Origin of the sequence: Methylocaldum marinum, assembly GCF_003584645.1 — a bacterium.
Classification (GTDB): Bacteria; Pseudomonadota; Gammaproteobacteria; order Methylococcales; family Methylococcaceae; genus Methylocaldum; species Methylocaldum marinum.
In genome coordinates, this window is sequence record NZ_AP017928.1 from 850,271 (window position 1) to 871,798 (window position 21,528).

A 21,528-nucleotide genomic window follows, 5' to 3' on the forward strand; every position below is an offset into this window, starting at 1 on the left:
TCGCTGTCCCGTTCGTGGAGGTCGACCGCGGCGGAAGCCTCCATTTAATTTCTGACGGTAACCATCAGCGGGCTGGATTCTCCTTCGTTGCCGGAGGCATCGTAGGCTACTGCGGTCAGCGTCTGGGTACCGTCCGGCACTAGCGTGGAGTCCCACATGAATGTGTACGGCGCAGTCGTGTCTTCACCGATCCGTATCTGGCCAGCGTAAAGAACTACGCGCGCCACGCCAAGGTTATCGGATGCGCTGACGCTGATGCTCACCCAGCCATGCACGAGCATGCCCGCATCGGGGCTGGTAATGTCCACTGCTGGTGCCAGTGTATCGGGTGGCTGGGTTTCGATGGCCGCCTGGACTGCCCTGGCGGCATTGATCCGGCCATAGCCGAGGTTCGGTTCGAACCGAAAGTTGGGCTGGTCGGCCGTTCTCTTGAGGATGGTCTCGACTTCGTCAGGAGTAAGCTGTGGATTGGCAGTCATGATCAGGGCCAGTACGCTTGCAGCAATCGGGCTGGAGAATGAGGTGCCCGACCATGTGCCGTAGCCGCCGCCGTTCATGGTCGTGACGATCAAGGACCCCGGCGCGGCCACGTCGATGTGTTGCCCGTAATTTGACCAGGCGGGCCTATCGTCGTTCTGATCAGTCGCCGACACGGTGATAAGGTAAGGGTTATCGCTGTAGCCGGGATCGATTCCATCGTTCATCGCCGCATTGACAACCAAGCCCCCGAGGCTGCGGACATATTGTGCGGCGTGAGTGACCGCCATGCTGGCTCCGACGTCGTAGCTTATGTTCGCCACTCTGGCGCCGTGGTCGGCCGCCAAGATCAAGCCGTTCACGATATCGCTCCAGTAGGCGCTGCCGTCGCTGCGGTCAGAAACCCGGATCGGCATCAGCCGGCTGCTCCAGGCCACCGAAGCGACGCCGATCCCGTTGCCGGTGGAGGCCGCAACTGCGCCGGCAACGGCTGTCCCATGGTTATTGATGTCGCTGGTATCGTAAACGTCCGGGGTACCGGCCACTGTATTTATCCCGGGCACCAAGGCGGAAGCCAGGTCCGGATGCGAGCTATCGACGCCCGTGTCCAGAACCGCGACCATTACCGTTTGGCCGCTGCTTATAGGCCATGCGCCGGGTGCTTCTATCTTCGCCAAATGCCATTGTTCGGAATACCGGGGATCATCCGGCGCTGCTTGGCCGACCGGAGCCAGCACGTCCGGCTCGGCGAATTCGACCATTCCGTTTTGTGCCAGGACATACGCTGTCTCCAGTTCCGTTCCCATGGCGACTTCAACGATGTGGATGCGGAGATGAGGAAGTGTGCCTCTGGAAAACGCACCGTTCTCTTGCAGTAGCGCGTTGAATTCAATATCGCTGACGCCTGCGCGCGGCTGTGCGAGGATTCGCCCGGCCGCGAATTCGGAAGCACTGGCGTCCGCCATTACCGGAGCCAAGGCCAGGACAAATACGTGAAACCGTTTGGCGAGAAGATGCAGAAATGTACGTGATGTGTTCGCATGCATAACCGTCTATCCGATGAACGCTCGAATAAGGCACACCGGACAAACGATCACCGAGTGGACAGCGTTGTCTGGCAATCCCGCTACCGTAGGAAGAATCTCCCTTAGGCCGGAGACTTTGCGGCGCCACCTTTCGGTGGGTGTGCCTTTTTCAATTAATTTGTAGTTATTAAATATATATAGAAGTTTTCTTAACTTATTTTTGTGAACTCGCTTGAAGAATTGGCGAGACTTTTCATATGTCGGCTCGATGCACGCACTCCTTGCGTTTCAGCGGGGCGCCTTTGCCAGCCGATTCATCTGTACACGTGCGCGCTGGGAAAACGAGTTTGCCGCACAGCGCTTTGACCTCGGCGTTGAGTTGTTCCCCTTTCTGCCGAAGAGCTTCCAGGGCGGCCTGGTCGATGTTTTTGCATGTAAACGCATCAACAGGGTTAAGTCTTGTAATAACGTGTGATCACAAGACACGCCCCCTCATGCCCGTGGCCACCCCTCCGGGACGCTTCAAATAGATTCATACGCCCCAAACATGGCTCTTGGCTCAATCTGATCGAGTACGCCTTCTCCAAGATGGCTCGGACCTTTCTTCGCCAAATCTGCGTCACCTCCAAGGCAGAACTCAAGGAGCGAATACTCACAGGCATTGCCGAGTTCAACGAGGCGCCCATGTCATCCCGCTGGAAAAAGTTCGACTTGGGGCTCACATAATTTGTAATCCTTTTAAAGGGATGTACTACTACAATTCAGGACCCACCGTTACACTGACCTCGAATACTCAATCCGCAAAGGAGTTTCTTGATGCCTTTTTCTTGCCGCCCCGGCTTGCATTTAGCGCTTCTGTCCATCTTGCTGCTTTGTCCGTTTTCCGCTTCGGCCATCCTGCCCGACGAGGAGCCTGCTCCGCCTAAAGCAGTTCAGAATAAGCCGGTGTCCAAGCCGAAACCACGGGAAGACACTAATTCCAAAAAAGCTGAAAACCAGACGTCAAACCGCGCTGCCGGCAAAAGCTTCCGAGATTGCGGCGACTGCCCCGAGATGGTCCGCATCCCCGGTGGCAGCTTTATGATGGGAGCCTCGTCCGGAGAAGACGGCAGCCAGGATGACGAAGGCCCGCTCCACATGGTCCGGGTGGACGGCTTCGCCATCGGCAAATACGAGGTGACGCGGGCGCAGTTCGCCGCCTTCGTGGACGATACCGGTTATGAAAGTTCCGGCTGCTATACGTGGAACGGCAGTAAATGGGAAGAGGATTCCAGCGCTTCCTGGCGACGGCCCGGCTTCTCCCAAGGCGGGGATCATCCGGTGGTCTGCGTCAGTTTCGAGGATGCGGAAGCCTATACCCGCTGGCTGAACCGCAAGACCGGCAAAACCTTTCGGCTGCCAACTGAATCGGAATGGGAGTATGCGGCAAGGGCTGGCACGGATGCGGCGCGCTACTGGGGCGAGGATGGGGATGATGCCTGCCGGTATGCCAATGTGGGCGACCGAACGGCTAAACAGACCCTCCAGAATCGGACGGTGCATGATTGCAGCGACGGCTATGTTTACACGGCACCCGTAGGCAGTTTCAAGCCCAACCGGTTCGGCTTGTACGACGTGCTGGGTAACGTGTGGGAATGGACGTGTTCCTCGTACACGGAGCGGTACGACGGCAGCGAGACGGAATATGGGAGCAGTGGCCGCCGGGTCGTCCGGGACGGTTCGTGGTTCGACGCACCGGAGGACGTGCGTTCCGCCAACCGCGGTTGGAGCGGTCCAACGCTCCTGTTCAACAACCTCGGCTTTCGTCTCGCCCATGACTGATTCCCTGTGTGCTTTGCTCTTTTTCCTTCTTTTTCTTTCGGCGGGGTTCCAAGGGGCGGAGCCCCTTGGACGATGATTGTTCGGAGGGTCGATTCATGGCGGATACCACGCCCAAGGCCGTCGACGATTGCCACGAGCTGCTGCGCTGGATTATTCCGCGGTTGGACAAATTCCCGCGCAGCCGCCGCTTCACCCTCGGCGAGCGCATCGAGACCGGTCTCCTGGACGTGCTGGAGGCGTTGACCGCCGCCGCTTACCGGCAGGACAAACGCCTCTGGCAGGACCTGGCCAACCGCCGCATCAATCGCCAGATACCGTTCCAAGGCCCGGGCGTCTTCAAATTGCCGATCTTCGACCCGGCAGCCGGCACCCCTGATTTGCCGACTATGACCCTGCCGCACCGCACGCCAGGACCAGCCGCGTTGATTATACTGGCCACACTGTTTTTGTCAGGGGATGGGGGGCAGTCTATATGCATGACATTCAAAATGGTTTTCGGATCGGTGGCCAGTTCGTTTCCTGGGGAACGACGCTGGCGGAAGCGTGCCGGCTGCTCGGCATCCAGCCGGGGCACGGCCGCCACAGAGCGGAAGAAGTCCGGCTGCTCGTAACGAGCGCCTACGGCTTTGCGGCGGTGAGCGCGCACCTCGATGCGCCCGCGACGGATCGCCCGGTAATGGGCGTCGCTTTCGAGCTTGCGCCCGCGGAGACCGGAACGCCCGAGCCTGAAACCTGGGCCGCGCCCTTGTCCGAACGCTTGGGACCGCCGGACCAGATGACCCGTTCCGAAATCCCGTCCTATGCCGATCCGGCCAACTCCGTGCCGTTCTGGGCTCGCTGGGAATCTCCCGAGATCAGTGTCGGCTTGTCGATCTTCGGCGGCCTGCGCAAAGTCGAAGGCGGCCAATCGGCCGGTATTCTATCGCTAGGCTGGAGTACGCGACTTGCCGCACAGCCTTATATGGAGGAATGGCGTATGCACGTCGCCCGACTGTCGGCGATGGCCGAGCGACCGTCGCAGTTACGGACCTTCGTATTGGATTGGCCGCAGAATACCTATTGGCTGACGGGCGACGCCAGCCCGGAGGCGCTGGCCGCTCGGGAGGCGCAAATCAGCCTGTACCAGCCCGCACTTTTGGATACACCCGCAAACATCGCCGCCAAGCTCAATCCGCAGAGCTTTGCACTCTGGAACAGCAACGAGCATGGCATCTGGTGCGCTTCCACCCTGCGAGACAGCGTGATGTTCGAAATCGGCCGGCCGGTACAGGCCACCTGGGTCGAACTGCTGCCGGCAAAGGGGGCCGGCTATGCAATGCTCCAGCTCGGAAAGCATGGATTCTGGTACGTACAGGCCCGCCACGGCTCGCGCGCCATCCGCGATGCCGCGGAAATGCTCGCCGCCTTTCCAGGAGTGACCGTGAAACAGGAAGGTGGCTACGATTGCTGACTTTTCATGCATCGGATGCGGACGCTTCACCCATGAAAATCGTCACGATCATACTTTTGGTACTCGGCGCACTGCTCGCGCTCGGGGTTTTTCTGGCCGTCCTGCCCTGGATCGAGGTTGCCGTGCTCAATAGGTTTTTCGCCAAGGAGATCGCCACCAACGCAGACCTGCCCTGGGCGGCGCCCGGCCGCAAGGCGCGCTACTTATTCGCTGAAATCCTGGGACTGGAACAACGGGCTCACCGGCGTCCCCGCCTGGGGCTCGAACGCCGGGCATAAGGAAAATCCGATCGACACGGTATACAAGGCCTTCGCCTTCCTCGAGAAACACCGCGCGATGAACACCTGGCCTGCAACCGGAACCTTCGAAACCTACAGTGTCTATGACCAGATCCAACCCGGCGACATACACCACCAGGACGACTACGGCAACACCATCGTAACCTACACCCAGCGCGTGGCGCCCTCTCGCTTCGTCATCGTTTCGATCGAACCGACCGTCATCGTCATGCAATCCGTGCCGGAACTGCCCGCATGGCGGGAGGAATACGTGCAGCAGGGATATTCGCGCGACAGCCGCTGGATACGGTGGTTTATGAGCCTGCCGGAGCAGCAGCGCTTGCCCGACCTGGTCTGGCTGCAAAACCCGCTGAAGTTCGGCACCGCGCTGCCGTGCGGGAGCGGCTGGAAATGGTTCTCGCCCGACCTCGAACTACTACCCACGGATTTGCCACTGGTCGAGAACGGCAGCGCAGTGATTCCGCTCGATCGCGGTCAGCTGAAATTCCAGCCCAGCGGATCGGGATGGCGTGTCGTGCGGGAATGAGTCCCGTACAGGAGCGTCAGCACGGCTGCGTGACCGAAAACCGGCGACGGGTATTCAGCCCGTCAAATGCGTGAATTCTCGGCCACCGTGGAAACACGACGCTCATGACGGCGACGATCGCCGGCCCACGCACCGGAAGCCCTGAGCGGTTGCGGGTGTTGAGGACGAGCACGAAGGCTGATCAGGCAACCCCGTCGCGGGATTACGGTGTCTTAGGTAGACGTCCGCCATAATCATTGGTGGAGCGATCATCGCGAGGCGAGGCTGCTTGCTAGGGGGTTGGTATAAACGATGTCGACTGCTTGACATCCTGGCGGTATACACCGAGTGGCTTGATAAAGCTGAATCCGATGCTACCGTTCCGCAGGGCGGGGACGATGTTATATATATATTGGTCCATAATATCCTGCAGTTTAGCGATGTCCGTCTTCGGAATCACCATAACATCAAACGGCTGGAGATACATATCATTCGTGGATAGTCCTTCCAAATCGGCTTCCAAATTCCTAACGATATATGTAGCCTGATTACCGATATTCTTCCTTAAAATTACGACATTCCTCATTTCGGCCTTGTTGGTATGCCCGCCCGCTGCCGCGATCGCCTGCAGCGCCGTCATTGGCCATGAATAGTTAACGATGCCGGGATGACCTACCTCGCCTGCAATATAAATCTTGGGTGGAACGACATTTTGCAGCGAAACATAGACCTCGTCCATGCCCGGTAACGGTAACAATTTTCTCCCATCTTTAGTGTGAACGGCGCTTGAAGCGGGGGCCGTGACGTCGACCACTACGACGGGATCGGACAAGAGAGGCCGATACAAGTACTCCAACTCCGAGGCCAATTGATCTATGGATTTGCCTTCGCAGGAATGGGTTTTAATCAATGGTAGAGAGATGCGCCCATCCGGCCGGACAATTGTGTGTGTATCGAGTTCAGACTGGTAAGGAAAACGAACTGAAAGGTTATCCCCGATAGATATGAGATAGGTTTTTTCGTCAGGCTTTGGCAAATCCGAAAACCGCTGGCTATAGCTAGATTCGATCAAAGCCCTCGCCTCGTCCACTGTCGCTCCCGCAATGAGCAAAGAAGGTAAAAAGGGTAGAGCAGCTTTGCCGTCCGGCGAAATTTGTACCGAGGTGTTAAATTCTGGGTGCCTCGCATACTTGACGCTGAGGATGTCTCCAACCGAAAGACGATATTCAGGAGGCACGGCATAATTAATCGTGGCGGGGATAACCTTCCCAAGATTCGCGTCGAAAACATTCACCGATGGTGTGCTTGTCACCTGCTGAGGATGAACGCCGCCACAACTACTTAAAATGCCGATGGATAATAGGCAAGCGGTAACCCGTATAGATAACCTGATATTCATATGAAATGGGTGCTAGCAAATTCAAGACTTTATTTATACAATGGCGCCAGGATGAGTATTCTACTTTCTACTTCGAACGCTGCATTATTGTTATATCAATTATAAAAGACGTCTAGCATATCCTGACTGAAAGCAAGCACCAATAATCCTATTTAAGATCTGAGCTACTGAGGTATAATTCCCAATCGGAAACTACTTTCGATAAGTCCTTTGGCTAGTGCTGTCGACTAGGCATTTCAATCTGATTTAATAACGCGCCTAAGACCCGCGCACCGGCCTGTCTAAACCTATCCACGGCGTCCCGGCAGCTATGTTTATCCGTTTTTCCCGATTCAATCACCAAAAAAACTCCATCCGCATATTTAGCCATGTTCAGGATTAATGGGGATTCGCTTGGAGGCAAGCCGTCAATGATCGTATAGGAATAGCGATTCCGAAACGAAGTGATAATGTTCTCGACGTGTGAATCCTTGACTTCTCCGAAATACTCTTCGGCACCGGATCTAATGATATAAGGCGCATGTTTTCCAAGATCGACCAGCGCCTCATCCAGTGAGGCTTGGCCGAATAGGATTTCATTCAATCCTTTAACGCCGGACTCATTCTTGGCGATTTCATTATTGCTTCCTGCATCCACGAAAAGAATTGTCTTTCCCGGAATCCTGGATAAAGTTGCGGCTAACCACCAGGATAATGTTGAAACCCCGGATCCCTTATGTGAACTCGAGAGGATGATGACTTTCGACGAGGCATCGGGAAACGCCACGCCGAAAAACTCCAAAAGGCGCTTGAACTCGCTTTCCAGACCTGCGGGCATCGCATAATGCGAAGGATTGATGAGATCCCTTCCATCACGGCTGGAAGCCATTCCGGTCTTGATGAGTTCAACACCCACCAGGCAACGTCCATCAGGCGTTCTCGAGGATCTGACAACCCGGTATTTGGCTTCTCTGACAGCGTTCTGCGGAAGAAGAAGCGGGGAAACCAAGGCGACCCGTATCTCTTGTCTTAAAAGGGATTCCAAAAAACCTGGAGATCCGAGCGTATGTTTGTCTTCGGCGTGGTCGAGAATCTGCAATAATAGTCCAGCCTCCGATATGTCTATCACAAAAGCGTCGAAAGAACGCTCGTTGTCGGCCAATACTACACGCACAGGAAAGCGGGTTCTGGTACGAGGAAATTTGCGATTTTCCGTGGCCATTTCAAAACGCCCTAGGAATTTTTCAGTTTAGGGAATGAAGCCACGACATCGATCCCCAAAAAATACTTGACATCTTTTTCGGTATATAGGGTGGTATCGTTGAAATGTGCGAAGAACGGCGCGGCTATCGCCAGTACAATGGAAACCGCCAGCGCGATCCCTAGATATAACAATTTCTTGGGTCGGATCGGTTTTAGGGGCAAAGAGGCGACGTCTACCAACCGGACATCGGCGAGGCTGGCTTGCGCCCTTTCTTCAATGACCTGAGCCTGCTCGCGGTTTTTGACGCTCAGCAGATAAGCGTTCTCCAGAGTTTTGACTTCACGCTCGATCTGCCGAATCTTAAGCTCCGCATCGCCCAGTCCGGCGAGCTGCAATTCGATTTTGGCGGCAATCTTGTTCAGCGCTGTGATCTCGGCGTCCGCGATAGCCAGATTGATTCGCGTGTTTTCGATTTCGTCGCGGAATTTTGGTTCATTGGCAAACTGACGGAGCACGGCGATTCTGGCCCTCAACTGGGCCGACTGGCTTTCAGCCTGCCCGAGCCGTTCCCGGGTATTGCTGAGTTGATTCAGCAAGAGAGTACGCTGCTGATCAACAGCGTACGCGCTACTGGTTCGCCGGACTTCGCTTAGACGGAATTCCGCCTCAGCCAACTGCTTTTCCAGGGCGCCGCTTTCTTCCGAAAAGAAAGTACGAGCTCTCGTGTCCCGGGATTTGGCATAGTGGTTCAGGTACTCGTCAACTATTGCGTTGGCCACATCGCGGGCCAGAAAAGCATCGCTGGACTTGAACGTTATCGCAATGATGGAGGAATCGGATTCCGGCTCGGCCTGCACACGGTCTTTGACATTATCGACCAGGCGTTCATGCTCGAGGAACTTTATTTCTTCTTCGGTTGGGCGCGAACTCAGTCCCAGAAAGTACTTCGTTTCGTCATAGACGTAGCTCGCGGTGTCCAAAATAAAATTTATGAGTGCCCTGACGTATTTCCTGAAATCTCTGATGTGATCAAGTCGCTCCTTGGTAATATCAAGCTTGGATATAACTTCCTCGAGCACCGAACGTGCCATGATGCTGTCGACATGGGCATTAATTTCTTCCTGCCTATCCAGGCTTCGAAAGGTACCGGGCTGTCCAGATATTTGCGGGCTGACGGAGTAATCCGCGGCGTTGCTTTGCCGGTTTACCATAATCAGGGCCGATGCCTGGAAAAGCGGCGGCATAAGAAAAATGACTAACGCTGCCGGTAGCAGGATCGTCAAAAACGTAACAATAGCCAGCTTTCTCCAACGCACCAGGATATCTATAATATCCTGCAACGTGAAGCTGTCGTTTTCTGATAGTACCATGTAAACCCTTGTCGCGACTTATTTCGATTATTCACCTTTGTCCGCGAAACCTTAACGCCTCTTCTCTCGAAAAAAACAGGGTTTCCAGGTATCTAATTCTTGTTCGGCCCGCGCTCTTCCAGCGTCCTGTAATATTCCTCGTACCAGTTAATCGTACGACGCAAGCCTTCCTCCAGATGGTAAACCGGATTCCAGTCCAAGCGCTCCCGGGCCTTATCCGCTACCATGTATTGCTCGCGAATCTCAGCGCTGGCGATATTCAATATCTCCGGCTTCAAATCGGTTCGCCCCATTATCTCCAGCACCTTTGCCACGATGTCCAGAACGGTCAGGCGAAGCCCCAAACTGAAGTTGAATGCTTCACCCGATAACGAAGAATTTCGCGCTAAATTTTCAGCGAGACATAAGTAGCCTTCGACAGCGTCCTCGACATATAGGAAATCGCGGACATAATTGCCGTCGCTGCGGATTTGGAAAGGTTCATTGCGCAAGGTCGACAAAATTGCACCCGGAATGGTGCGGCTAAAATTCAAATCACCGCCGCCAAATAGGTTGCCGCACCGGGTAACGGCGAGAGATAAGCCATAAGTACGGACGTACATCTTGGCAATCAGCTCTGCACAGCTCTTTGAAACATCGTATGGATATTCTCCGACTAGTGGATGAGTTTCCCGGTAGGGGAGTTCCATCGAGTTCCCGTAAGCCTTGTCGGAAGAGGCGAAAACGACTTGAGTATCCCGCCCGGTCTGGCGAACAGCTTCGAGCAGATTCCAAGTACCTTGGACATTAGCCTCCAAGGTGCCGACCGGATCGGACTTCGCTACCGTTACAAGCGCCTGGGCAGCCAGGTGGAATATCGTACTAACCTCGTACTCGGCGATGATTCGACGCAGCAGTTCCGAATCGCTTAGACCGCCTCGAACCACGGTTACCCGTCTGTCCAAGCCATCGCGGAAAAACATGTTCCGCGGAACGCTGTCTCGAACCAGGGCAACGACATTCGCCCCGCGTTCGCATAGAGCCGTAGTCATCCACCCGCCTAATAAACCACCCGCCCCGGTGATAAATACGGATCTATTTTTCCAAAACGCCATAAATGCTGAACCTCCGCCGAATCGGAAAATGCCTGCCCAATATCAAACGTGCCGGTCGAGTATCAAAATCGTCAAAATATCCCGGCAGCTGATACACGACCTAAGTACCCATACAGTACTCGTGATAATTAACAAAAAGCCCTATCCAAAGTGTCGCGCTATGGATTCTAATCATTATTGCCTATTTTTGCCCAAACTGCACCTTCCTTGGCAAAAATCTTTTCAAGCTCCTGCTGATCCTTGCTGGTATCCATAGACTTCCAAAACCCATAGTGACGGTAGGTGTAAAGAGTGCTCTTGGAAGCGAAATGAGGAAGAATATCCGTTTCAAGGTTATTTCCGGACCACTCGTCAAAACATTCCTTGTTAAATACAAAAAAACCGGCGTTGATCCAATAATCAGCAATTATAGGCTTTTCTTCGAAAAGGTTAACACGTCCGTCCATGCCGAAATGCACCAGGCCGTACTGGGATCGTAGTGGAACCGAGGTCATGGTCGCCAAGCCGGCGTGCGCCCGGTGCTGAGAAAGCAGTTCATGCAGATTCACATTTCCCAGTCCATCGCCATAGGTGGCAAAGAAAGTATCACCGACAAAATCCCTGCATTTAAATACTCTTTCCCCGGTATCGCTATCCGGCCCGGTATCGACGATTTCAACATTCCACTCGGGAAACCGACCCGCAAAATAGTCGTACAGAATTTCTTTTCGGTATCCGACTGCCAAAACGAAGTTTTTGAACCCCTGCTGGGCGTAAATGCGCATCAAGTGTACAAGAATTGGCGATCCATCGATCGGCATCATCACCTTTGGAAAATAATCCGTAAAAGGGTAGGAACGAGTACCTTTGCCGCCGCAAAGAATAACTACTTTTAGCTTATCCACTAAAACCACCATTAAATACTAAAAAATCGAAATTAATTTCCAATCGAGCCGAAACACTGTAACCGCCGTACTCGGTGGATCCACTCTCCATTAAAGCGACGTGGCTGGCCCGCGCTTTCCGGTGTCAGTCTCGTCCGACTAAACCGGCTATAAAGTTTAGCTGTGAAAGATGGATTCTCTATTGAGCGTGATTTTCTCGACATATACCGATCCGCCGAAATACAAGAAATATCTTTTCATCAGCCGGCATGTCGGCCAGACGGGAGGCCTGAACACCGTCGGAAGTTGGGTCATTCCGAGTCTTTTGGTTGGGGCGGACTATGCGAGCCGAAAAAGCTCTGTGGGGGAGGTGTCTTCTTCCTGAAAATATTACATCTATCGCATACAGTAGGCACAGCGACTTGGCCATTGGCGCGATATTGGGATCTGGCCGACCGGTACCTGGCGTTGTTCCAAATGCTTCGAAAGCCTTCCTTGTTAATATCACCAAAGTCGTTATGCGTGCCATAGACGATGCAGCACGGGGCCGTATGACCGTCCGGATTGACAGTGAACGAACGGTACATATAAAGACAGGCCGTATCGATTACATCCCGGAACTCCTCGACAGATCCACCGTTGTCGCTGGAGTAATTCTTAACGAACCATTTGTCACGAAGCTCATCCGGGTTCTCGGCGTCGAAGGGCAAACCCGGAGGGATGACTCTAAATCTGTTAACGCCAAGTTCAGCCGCCAGCATTCTGGCCGCATCTACCTCTTTGGCGTTGTGCTCAAATACGATAAATTGCCATTCGATATAGGGCGTAGAGCTTTTTAGTTCCGACCGACGTTTTACCAAGGTTCTGACATTATCCAAGACCGTCTCGATGTTCCCGCCGACGCGATATTTCGAATAGGTCTCTTGCGAAATTCCGTCAATCGATAAAATTAAATATTCAAGACCGCTGTTAATCAGCCGGTCGATGTTCTGCGGTGAAATCTTGTTGAAATTCGTACTCAGATTAGTACCGATGTTGCGCTGACCGATGTATTCGATCATTTCATAAATATGGGGATGCAATAGCGACTCTCCCCAATTATGAAGATTGACTTCGTATGCATATGGCGATAATTCATCAATAACCTTCGTAAAAGTCTCCCACGATATCTTTTGTCCCTTTCTACCCAATTCGCCAAGCCCGGTCGGACAGAGCGGACACCTTAGGTTACATACATTCAGAGGATCTATGATCACTATGTATGGATAACCCCTGACTACGTCTCTCCTAAGGCGAAATTCCGTTTCGACCAACAGTAGATTAGCTAATTTTCTGGGAGTCGAATGCCTCACGAGGGACCAAAAATGTCGGCTGTTTCGAGTAAATTGTGGGATTCTCCTGAGTACTCGGCGCAAATAACTCGGGAGGGTTGCTTTGGCTGTATCAAGGGCAAGCTCGGTATTCATTGTTTGTTCTCGGTTATCTCTCGAATAACATTAACGATAGACCGATCGAACCGGTGCTGTGGCTCGTAGCCCAACAGGGACCGCGCCTTATCGATATTTGCTATCGAGTATCTGAGCTCTCCTTGAGCGACATTTTCATAGTTTGGAGACATCTCCAAATTCAATGTATCGGAGATCGTCCGGTAAACATCATTGATAGTGGTACCAATTCCCGAGCCGATATTATAGACACCGGCAGCGGTCGGTTCATCCATGGCCGCCAGGAATCCGCGTACAACGTCATCGACATGAACAAAATCACGGCATTGCAAGCCATCGCCGAAGATGGAAGGCGCTTTTCCGGCCATCAACGTTCTTGTAAAAATAGTGACCACCCCAACATAAGGGCTAAATATCTGGCCCGGTCCGTAAGTATTAAATAACCTAAGCGCAATCCCCTGCTTCTGCACGCTTTTGCATTGTCGCATAACGAGCATTTCGGCAGCAAACTTCGATATCCCGTAGGGAGAAATCGGGTCCTTTATATAGTTTTCGTCTATTGGTATAGCCTGTTCGGAATCTGCATAAACCGCCATGGACGAGGCAAAAATGAATTTTCCGGTATTCGGCGAAGCTGCAAAAGCCTTAAGCAGCGATGCGGTGCCCAGAACATTGGCAGCGACATCCTCTACTATAAACTCGAAAGAAGACCGGATGGCGACCCGGGCCGCCAGATGAAATACGACTTCGCAGTCTTGTACGGACTCCGCAACGGCGGTATCGGTTACATCTCCTACTATCAGTTCGGCGTCAGCCGGCACATTTTCCCTTCTTCCGACACTTAAGTCATCTATGACACGAACTCGATAACCGCGGGCCAAAAGCGCTCGAACAAGATGATGCCCGATAAAGCCCGCTCCACCCGTCACGCACACACGTGAATAACGCTGGCTCATTTATAACCTCGAATAATAATCAGCAGACCTCGAAGCGACCGTATCGCTTCAGTATAAGGTCGAGCTCTTCTATTGCGCATCGAATCGTCATGTCGGAAACCGAAGTATCTATCGTGACCGGCAATGCATTTTATCGCAACTCAACATGCGGCTCGGACCGGAGATTGCACCTTATTGTTGTTTCCGGAGTAATAATCGACTTTTCAACGGCACACTTTGACGTAATTTGAACGAACGGGAATATCATGGAATCCCTTATGATGCATGGTTCGGCTATGGTAACGTTCTCTCCTACGACTGAATTGATAATTTGACAATCCGGATGTATATCGGAACCGGCACCGATGAGTGTATCCAAATCGTTGTCTCGAAGAATCTTCAGATTTATGGAAAGCAAATCCGACGGATAGGTTACATTCAGGTCATCCGTGACGACGTTGGCCGTCCCGACATAGTTGCCATCATCGATAAAAACCTGAATGGAGTCGGTGAGTTCGTATTCGTTTCTCATTGCAGTCCGCGGGGTTCGCCGAATGGCATCGAAAATATGAAGATCGAATAGGTATAGTCCAACTCCCTTCAAATTATTGGTGACGTACCTCGGCTTCTCAATTACGCGAATTACCCGCCCCTCTGAATCTTGGATAATTGAATAGTTTCGGCATATGGCGGACATATCGTCTTCGAGCTTTGTGGCCAGAACGCCGCCCCCGCCTTGCTGTTCGAATTTTTGAAGGATATCCTGAATATTGTCTGCAAAAAAATAGATATCTCCTAGGAATAGCAGGAAGGGTTTGTGTACATAGGGTTCGATCTGTCCGACTGCATGGGCAATGCCGAGGCAATCGGACTGCTCAACATATTTTATTGAAACACCGAAATGTGATCCATTGCCAAGGACCTTGGAAATTTCAAAGCCTTTATGTCCTAATAGGACTACGATCTCCTTGATTCCAAGGGAGCGCATCAATTCTATTTGGTGAACAATAATTGGCTTGTTTCCTATGGGTAGAATAGGCTTGGGGTAATGTTTACACAAATCATGCATGCGGCTTCCACGTCCGGCCGCAAGTATTACACCCAGATAATTAGAGCGATGGTTCATCGTTAACCTATGACCTATTTTTTAATAAGAAGTATCAGCCATGGATTCACGGCCGTTTTTCTTATGAAGCCAAACGCGCGCCAGGAAAGAATGTTTTCGAAGTAAAATCTCACCGGTAGCTGTAATATCTTTCCGAGCAGGTACTTTGATGACGAGAAAAAGCCCCAATAGCCTCGAAGCGGCATCACGTCGATCCGCCGGCAGCCATTTTCTTTCAGAAAGAAATGCCGGTAGTCATTAAGGGAAAGTAAGAAACTTTCCCATGGCCAGTGAAGCCTGGGCATATGACTCGATACCGAACGTCTATGAAAAAAATCTAGAGGGCATCTCTTGTTTGGACTGCTCACGATCAAGTACCCGTCCTTCTTTGTGACGCGAACCATCTCGGAAACGGTTCTTGCCCTTTGCTCCACATAATCGGGCTGGGTAACATAGGTATCATTTCCAACGCCGATATGAGGCAAGACACACCCCATGACGATGAAGTCGAAGGACTCGTTTTCGAAAGGCAGGTATTTCGCGTTTGCAACCGCATAACGCTCTGGTTGCTTTCTTCGCTCCCAATAGCGGGAGCGATTACCGGAGTCTATGCCATAGGCATCGAACCCGCGCTCGCATAATGCCTCGACATCGGTACCAACGCCACACCCTATCGAGAGTACTTTGGCCGGACGGTGCCTTGCGTTTTCCTGCAGGCGCGTGAACAATGGGGCAAGATAGTTTTCGGAAAGAAATCGCCCGGTATTTTCCTCATTGCACCAGAGACATTCGCAAAAATCGTCTTCGAACCTAGCGCCGACCAACAAGTCCGGAAAGGTACGGTTGATGGAATAGGTCTGTCGACATTTGACGCAAGTCAGTGTGGTTTGCGTGTGTTCCAATGGGGCATGGCACACCGGGCAAACCAGGTTTTCGAGGATGGACATAGGTAAACTTTAAAATAAGATTTTTAGGTGTATGCTAATGTGCGCGTGTCTGTATATGGGGGACGTTGGCAACGCAGGGCATGCTGAGAGTACAGATGCAGAAGAGACATCGTTATCGCTTTGGTAGATATTTCAGATAATCCACGGAAATCAGGAAAGCAGCTCGCAAAGACAAGCCGATCAGGGCAATCAGACCCTTGGGATGATAAGGGGACTTGGCGTGATGCTTTACGAAGTAGAGATAGGCGCCTCGATGGAAATCAATAAGCATGCGGTAGTTTTTACGCGCTCTGCGGCCGGCTTTGAGGTTTTCATCATGGATGATTTTGCTATCGGGAACTGCATAAATTTGCCAGCCGGCTTTGTTTATTCTTTCACACCAATCGGCATCAACCCAATAAACAAAGAAATCCTCGTCCAAGCCTCCAATCTGCTCATAAACCTCTTTTCGAACCATTAAAGCCGCGGTTGAAACCCACCAGACTTGAAAGGGGTCACTTCCCGTCAACCGGCTTTCCATCAGATATTTGCGAGACCAGGGATTTCCCGGCCAAATCTTTGTAATAAGTGAGCGACGCCCAAATACGGCATTGATGGCAGAAGGCCTGAGACGAGCAGTCTTTTGTGGGCTCATATCGGGATTCAGAAGCAGACTTCCGACCGCGCCGGTCTGCGGATGGTTGTCCATAAAGCGTACGAGCGAAGACAGAGCATCCGGCAATATCCTTGTGTCGTTGTCTAACGATAAAAGGTAACGTCCGGTAGCCTGCTTTAAACCGAGATTAAATGCGGCTGCGAGCCCCAGGTTTCGGGGGAGTTCAGTGATGCGTACCCCTGGAAAGGACTCTTTAACCCTCTGCAGGCTGCCATCGGCGGATGCATTATCAATGAAGATAAGCTCGAAAGTATAATCAGCAGAGGTGGTAAATATCGACTGAAGGCAACGCAATACCAGATCGCCACCGTTGTAGTTAACGATTATGATCGAAATGTCGAAAAGAGCTGCTTCCGTGCCCGGCTCCAGTGGTTTAATGTCTACTTTCAAAGTATTCAAAACGCGCCTTTCCCGATAATTACGGCCTTGATTGTTTTCGCGAGGATCGCTATGTCCTGCCAGAGGCTGCGCTTATGAACATATTCGACATCATAATTCACGGTGTCCTTGAAGGAGAGATCACCGCGGCCTTCGACTTGAGCCGGTCCGGTGACGCCGGCTTTAACATTGAATTTCGTGAGTTGTTCCCCGCTGTAGTAGTCGCTCATTTCGGGTATTTCGGGACGTGGTCCTACCAGGGTCATGTCACCTTTTAAAACATTCCAAAAGTTAGGTAGTTCGTCCAAGCTCGTGCGCCTTAGCCATGAGCCGACTCGCGTCACTCTGGGATCGTTGAGGACTTTGAATTTAAAGGTATCCAACTCGTCGTCACTATAGTTATAGGCGTATAACTCCGGGAACCGCTGTTTGGCGTCGACGTACATGGTCCGGAATTTCACAAACGTAAAGGGTCGTCCTGCCATATGTTGTCGGCGCTGGTCGTCCAGTACTGCGCTCAGGTTTTTCGCCCGGCGCCTGGTTTTTGTCATTCGGGTTTGCCGGAAGAGAGCGGGGCCTGGAGAATCGAGCCGAATGATGACGGCGATGAGGAGCATCAGCGGCGCGGATAAAAGAAGTACGGCCGATGACACCACGAGGTCGATAGTCCTGCGTAAAAGAGCTTCCCAAGGAGATTCGTCTGTTTTAGAGAGAAGCTTATCGGAAATTTCGCTTTCGTAATCGCAAACCAATATTTTGCTAGACGCATCGGCAGATTTTTTATTCATTTTTATACCAATTCACAAACAGATCTAAAGCAGGATTGTTCGTCGGCTTCCGGCCAAGCCCGGAAGCACCAATGGCGGGGAAACTTATGCCCGGTGGCCGCTGAGCCGTTTGCGTGTTCGGCGAAGTTCGGAGAGCAGCGGACAGCTTTGCCTCCATTGCGGCGGCAGTAATCGGCAGCGATCGAAACCGGGGTATCGAGCAGCGCTAAGCTATGTCGCGCGGGTGAATTTGGCGTCGCCCGTCGGCAGGGCTTCATGAGTTCCCAGGGCTGAGACTTGCGCTGGCGTGCGCCCTTCGCCGAGAATCCCCGATAGCGAAGAACGGCTCGGCCTGTAGCGGAGGGCAAGGGCATTGTCGCGTGCAGACGAAGTGGGTTCACCAGGCGGATGAGGGCCAACGGATCCGTGGCGGGCTTGACCCGCGTAAGCCAGCGGGCCAGGCAGGAGCGCCCGCAATGGACTTTTCCCGGGACCAGTGTGCCTTTCAGCCCGCCGAGGCGCTCGAGCAGCCGCGTAGTTTCCGTGTGGGCGCGGCGCAGGACGCTACAGCAGCGGGTCGCGGTGGAGAATTTCTGCACTGCCTGCCGTGGCAAGCAGTGTGGATTGTTGTATCTCGGGAGTGGCGATATCAAGATTCCGAGCGCTGATAGAAAGCCTAGGTTCGGGAAGCTGCACCTCGGCAGCATCAAATCACCCGGCAATGTGTCTCCACGCTCGGAAAAACCAATCGAACACCATACTCCCGCAAGCAGAATGCGGGTCATCGAAACACCTCAATTCATTGAACAAGCAGCATCATCTCTAATGACGTCCATTAGAAATCCGTCGCGTCCTGCTACTTGCATTCAGGCTGTCTCGAGTTGACCCTAAATGCTAATGGACTACCTGGGTTCAAAAAACGATCTGGGAAGTATAGATGTAATTTAAGTAATCGCTATTACCTTGTTCATACAGCACCTCAGCTCCCGATTAATGATCAATAATGGCCTCTGCGAGAAGCGGATAGGCCGGTTTGCCGTTAGGACCATGCACGATCACGTCTGGGTTCGTTCAAAGGCGCTCTTTTTCGGGAATGAATGCCCCGCGTAGCCTGCCGCGTTTGTCATGCCGCCCGAACGCAGCGTGGCATCAACCGCGCTGCCGCAATCTTCGGTGCATGCAGGCGAAACCTATGCCCAAAAGTGCAAGGACTCCGGGCTCGGGCACAGTATTATTGGAGAAGAACGCCGCCGTAATACCTAAATCTCGAAAGTCCGGATGTAAGTATTGGGTCGCATCGTACAATATAGTTGGAACGCTGCCCGGCGCCATGAACAAGCCTAAGGATGGGCCTATGGTCTTTTGGATGCCGCCCGGAATGATCTGCCCATCGAAAGTAGCGTTGGGGGAGGAAATGAATCCCAATACGGGACCTGTTCCAAAATCGATAACTCCGAATAAGTCGCTAAATGTTCCGTCCGCCTCCGTCAAGTATGTCAGAGTATCTGCACTGGGATCGATGGCAAAATCCTGAGGCAAATAGTAAATGTTTTCCGCCTCTTCACTGCCGAAGGCCAAGGCCGCATAGGCAAGCACGTTATTGTTGAAGACCAGCATGCCCCCGGAAACTCCTCCTCTTAGCAGGGCGCAAGCAGGATCCAAAGCACATGTCACGTCGCCGGCATCGTCTGCAAAGCCCCGTATATCCAGGGCGGAGGCTGACAGCGGCGCCAGCCCCAAAATTGCGGCTGCAATTAGACCAACGAAGATTCTCTTCAGACTCAATGTTTTCATGGGTATCCTCAGATTTGGATGGCTCGTCTACGGGACCCTATAAGCACGGTTAGTGCCAATCACAAAACGTGTATAAAAAACAATGAGAAATGACATCTGTGCATTTAGGAATGTAACAGGAAGGTGACTTTCGTAAAAAAAGGTGACAGTTTTGGCTGACATAGTGGTCAACCTGTTTAGAAGGAATCCCGGAAATTGGAGCCTCAGCTGAGGTGGAGCCTATCGTGGCGATCTCCGCAACGAATTGCCGGCAGTTTTTGTAACCAGGAGATAAGTGACTTTCGTAAAAAAAGTTGACAGTTTTGGCTGACACAAGCGTCGGGCATTTTGAGGAATTTCAAGGAGTGAAGGCGCAACTCCGGCCCGAAACGGTGCGGACGCACCAAGTTAAGAAAGGCAACGTACGATTAAGCCGACCCGATATTATGGGAGAACAGGGATGCCCGGGCGCGGCAACATGCCGAGAGGGTTCGTCTTAAGCGGATTCATGTCGCATCGCCTCCATGGAAATGCATGGCCTCGGCGAAGTGAACAAGCCGGCGCTTCCGACCAACCGTATGGTCTCTTCTCCACGGTCAAGCCTACCCCGGAAAGGGGAGAGCCTCTACGCCTTCTTGGTCGAACAAAAGTGTTTGACGAAGAAGAACAGGAAGCATAGCGGCAGCGGAGCGAAGTGCGATTCCCCGCGTGGTTGCAGAGGCGGATGTTTGATCGGAGCGGTAATCGTGCGGGGGCAGAGCTCAATCGCGAGATGATCCAGGCAGCCTTGAGTCATTGTGGAGCTGGGTTTGCGAGCCCTTTGCACGGTCGGGAACGGTCGGACGCAGAACGAACGCGCACATGGACAAGCCCCTCCGCCTGCCCGGTCTCGTGCGGTAGAAATCACGTACTAGCCGCAGAGCGGTAGTACGTGTTTGCCGCCGCTATCGCGCATTTCAGAGCGGTTTTGATTTGCTCGGGGCTGGCGTCGTTGGGCCTAAGCACCCCATTGGATAAATCAAACGCCGGCGCTGAAACCGCACTGGTTTCTGCGCGCGCGGAAGGCGGCTTGGAATCCGCGGGAGTTTGATGAAGCAGCTGTCCGGAATTCGCAGGTCGATGAAATTGCGGCCACTGTGCGAAATCGCTTCAGGTACCTTGTAGCTGAGCATGGGCGCGACCCCGTTGGGTTCGAGCTGAATCATTGGTTGTGCGGTTTTAGTCATGACTTACCTTGCAAGTAGCGATAGATAATAGGGACAAATACGGCGAATCGGCGCCGCGCCGAAGACGTGTCGTTGCTGTGGACCATCAGGCCGGGTAGGGTCTCATAACGGTGACCTTCCCAATGCCGGCAAACGGCCGATGAAACTCTGCCGCGCGTGCGCCTGCCTGCCGGGCCGCGCCAAGGCTCACTCCAGCATCATACCGCCCGCGAGCTGCTGTACCTCGGTATCGGCATCGCTTGATCGAAGCTCACTCGTTTGGAGCTCGGGCCGGACCGGCAACACGAGATGGATGCGGGAGGGTTCGTCTTCGACCACGACGAAGTTCACGCCGTCGGGCAGGGCTAGACCGGATTCCCGCATAACGTCGTTCGGGTTGTCTAACAGGCGCCGCTTGAAGGTGTCGTCGCTCCAGGTCCGAGCGACAACGCTGCGCCAGACGGCCTGCAATTCGGAGGTGGCGGATATGGACATGATTTTCTCCTTGAGAATGAATGGTTCCAAACATCTTGCGATCCGGAAACAAACCGGAATCGGGAGTTCGCTCGGCGGCGAGACCTTTTTAAAGCTCCCTTGGCTCAAGAGGCAGCCGTGAATCTCTCGTCGCAACACGCCCGCTGGTTATGGCTCGCGGTGAATTTAGCCGTAAGCCAACCTGAACGGGACGGTTGGCAGATTACTGGATGACTGCGCTCGAAGTCGTTAGGCAGCGGTAAGGAATTGGTAAGCCTTTCACCGCGAATACCCGATCGGTAATCGGGCATCCGGCCGAAAGGTCATGATTGGGAAAGGATTTTGGAATGCCGGCTTC

Annotated in this window: 19 protein-coding genes, 1 pseudogene and 1 riboswitch; of the genes and pseudogenes, 6 read left to right on the plus strand and 14 right to left on the minus strand. The window is 52.9% G+C overall.

The features are described from left to right. Nucleotides 1-44: 44 nt before the first annotated feature. Nucleotides 45-1,523 carry a S8 family serine peptidase gene (locus sS8_RS03740; RefSeq protein WP_119628480.1) on the minus strand — a complete coding sequence of 493 codons (1,479 nt, stop codon included), beginning with the start codon at nucleotides 1,521-1,523 and terminating at the stop codon, nucleotides 45-47. A gap of 67 nt (nucleotides 1,524-1,590) precedes the next feature. Continuing rightward, a riboswitch (cyclic di-GMP riboswitch) is annotated at nucleotides 1,591-1,677 on the minus strand. A 57-nt stretch (nucleotides 1,678-1,734) separates the two neighbouring features. Between sS8_RS03740 and sS8_RS03745 the strand changes: the two genes are divergently transcribed. The 6 genes and pseudogenes from sS8_RS03745 (at nucleotide 1,735) to sS8_RS03775 (ending at nucleotide 5,598) form a co-directional block, all read left to right on the plus strand. Beyond that, entirely contained in the window at nucleotides 1,735-1,977 is a 243-nt protein-coding gene (locus sS8_RS03745) for a hypothetical protein (protein ID WP_145986400.1), read from the plus strand. A gap of 65 nt (nucleotides 1,978-2,042) precedes the next feature. Beyond that, nucleotides 2,043-2,228 (plus strand): annotated as a pseudogene (locus sS8_RS28935) (IS630-like element ISCARN21 family transposase); the annotation flags it as partial. Nucleotides 2,229-2,555: 327 nt separating this feature from the next. Continuing rightward, nucleotides 2,556-3,323 (plus strand): formylglycine-generating enzyme family protein, encoded by a 768-nt coding sequence (locus tag sS8_RS03755; RefSeq protein ID WP_170160936.1) that lies wholly within the window; start codon nucleotides 2,556-2,558, stop codon nucleotides 3,321-3,323. Between the two features lie 472 nt (nucleotides 3,324-3,795). Further along, nucleotides 3,796-4,773 (plus strand): hypothetical protein, encoded by a 978-nt coding sequence (locus sS8_RS03765; protein ID WP_145986401.1) that lies wholly within the window; start codon nucleotides 3,796-3,798, stop codon nucleotides 4,771-4,773. Nucleotides 4,774-4,805: 32 nt separating this feature from the next. Next, nucleotides 4,806-5,051 carry a hypothetical protein gene (locus sS8_RS03770; RefSeq protein ID WP_119628485.1) on the plus strand — a complete coding sequence of 82 codons (246 nt, stop codon included), beginning with the start codon at nucleotides 4,806-4,808 and terminating at the stop codon, nucleotides 5,049-5,051. 58 nt (nucleotides 5,052-5,109) lie between these two features. Further along, nucleotides 5,110-5,598: a hypothetical protein gene (locus tag sS8_RS03775; RefSeq protein WP_119628486.1), complete on the plus strand. Its 489-nt coding sequence runs from the start codon at nucleotides 5,110-5,112 to the stop codon at nucleotides 5,596-5,598. Between the two features lie 271 nt (nucleotides 5,599-5,869). On the opposite strand, the gene sS8_RS03780 is transcribed toward sS8_RS03775, so the two are convergent. The 13 genes from sS8_RS03780 to sS8_RS03845 form a co-directional block, all read right to left on the minus strand. Beyond that, the gene (locus tag sS8_RS03780; protein WP_119628487.1) at nucleotides 5,870-6,976 is read right to left on the minus strand and encodes a polysaccharide biosynthesis/export family protein; all 1,107 of its coding nucleotides are present in this window, start codon (nucleotides 6,974-6,976) and stop codon (nucleotides 5,870-5,872) included. 214 nt (nucleotides 6,977-7,190) lie between these two features. After that, nucleotides 7,191-8,177, minus strand: coding sequence for a PilZ domain-containing protein (locus sS8_RS03785; protein ID WP_119628488.1), 987 nt, complete (start codon nucleotides 8,175-8,177; stop codon nucleotides 7,191-7,193). 11 nt (nucleotides 8,178-8,188) lie between these two features. Next, nucleotides 8,189-9,529 (minus strand): GumC family protein, encoded by a 1,341-nt coding sequence (locus sS8_RS03790; RefSeq protein ID WP_119628489.1) that lies wholly within the window; start codon nucleotides 9,527-9,529, stop codon nucleotides 8,189-8,191. A 92-nt stretch (nucleotides 9,530-9,621) separates the two neighbouring features. Next, complete coding sequence (locus tag sS8_RS03795; RefSeq protein WP_119628490.1) at nucleotides 9,622-10,623, minus strand: GDP-mannose 4,6-dehydratase; 1,002 nt, start codon at nucleotides 10,621-10,623, stop codon at nucleotides 9,622-9,624. 167 nt (nucleotides 10,624-10,790) lie between these two features. Further along, nucleotides 10,791-11,507, minus strand: a complete 717-nt coding sequence (locus sS8_RS03800; RefSeq protein ID WP_170160937.1) for a sugar phosphate nucleotidyltransferase — start codon at nucleotides 11,505-11,507, stop codon at nucleotides 10,791-10,793. A 290-nt stretch (nucleotides 11,508-11,797) separates the two neighbouring features. Next, nucleotides 11,798-12,952 carry a radical SAM protein gene (locus tag sS8_RS03805; RefSeq protein WP_119628492.1) on the minus strand — a complete coding sequence of 385 codons (1,155 nt, stop codon included), beginning with the start codon at nucleotides 12,950-12,952 and terminating at the stop codon, nucleotides 11,798-11,800. Then, nucleotides 12,949-13,887, minus strand: a complete 939-nt coding sequence (locus tag sS8_RS03810) for an NAD-dependent epimerase/dehydratase family protein (RefSeq protein ID WP_119628493.1) — start codon at nucleotides 13,885-13,887, stop codon at nucleotides 12,949-12,951. The genes sS8_RS03805 and sS8_RS03810 overlap by 4 nt, the downstream gene beginning before the upstream one ends. Nucleotides 13,888-14,017: 130 nt before the next feature. Further along, complete coding sequence (locus sS8_RS03815; protein WP_119628494.1) at nucleotides 14,018-14,992, minus strand: sugar nucleotidyltransferase; 975 nt, start codon at nucleotides 14,990-14,992, stop codon at nucleotides 14,018-14,020. Nucleotides 14,993-15,006: 14 nt separating this feature from the next. Next, nucleotides 15,007-15,918 carry a methyltransferase domain-containing protein gene (locus sS8_RS03820; RefSeq protein WP_119628495.1) on the minus strand — a complete coding sequence of 304 codons (912 nt, stop codon included), beginning with the start codon at nucleotides 15,916-15,918 and terminating at the stop codon, nucleotides 15,007-15,009. Between the two features lie 112 nt (nucleotides 15,919-16,030). After that, nucleotides 16,031-16,972: a glycosyltransferase family 2 protein gene (locus sS8_RS03825; protein WP_170160939.1), complete on the minus strand. Its 942-nt coding sequence runs from the start codon at nucleotides 16,970-16,972 to the stop codon at nucleotides 16,031-16,033. Continuing rightward, nucleotides 16,969-17,739: a sugar transferase gene (locus sS8_RS03830; protein ID WP_119628497.1), complete on the minus strand. Its 771-nt coding sequence runs from the start codon at nucleotides 17,737-17,739 to the stop codon at nucleotides 16,969-16,971. Before sS8_RS03830 ends, sS8_RS03825 begins: the two co-directional genes overlap by 4 nt. Nucleotides 17,740-18,867: 1,128 nt before the next feature. Further along, nucleotides 18,868-19,512, minus strand: coding sequence for a PEP-CTERM sorting domain-containing protein (locus tag sS8_RS03840; RefSeq protein ID WP_119628499.1), 645 nt, complete (start codon nucleotides 19,510-19,512; stop codon nucleotides 18,868-18,870). Nucleotides 19,513-20,903: 1,391 nt separating this feature from the next. Next, a complete protein-coding gene (locus sS8_RS03845) occupies nucleotides 20,904-21,191 on the minus strand; it encodes an NHLP leader peptide family RiPP precursor (protein ID WP_119632606.1) in 288 nt (95 codons plus the stop codon). Nucleotides 21,192-21,528: the final 337 nt, after the last annotated feature.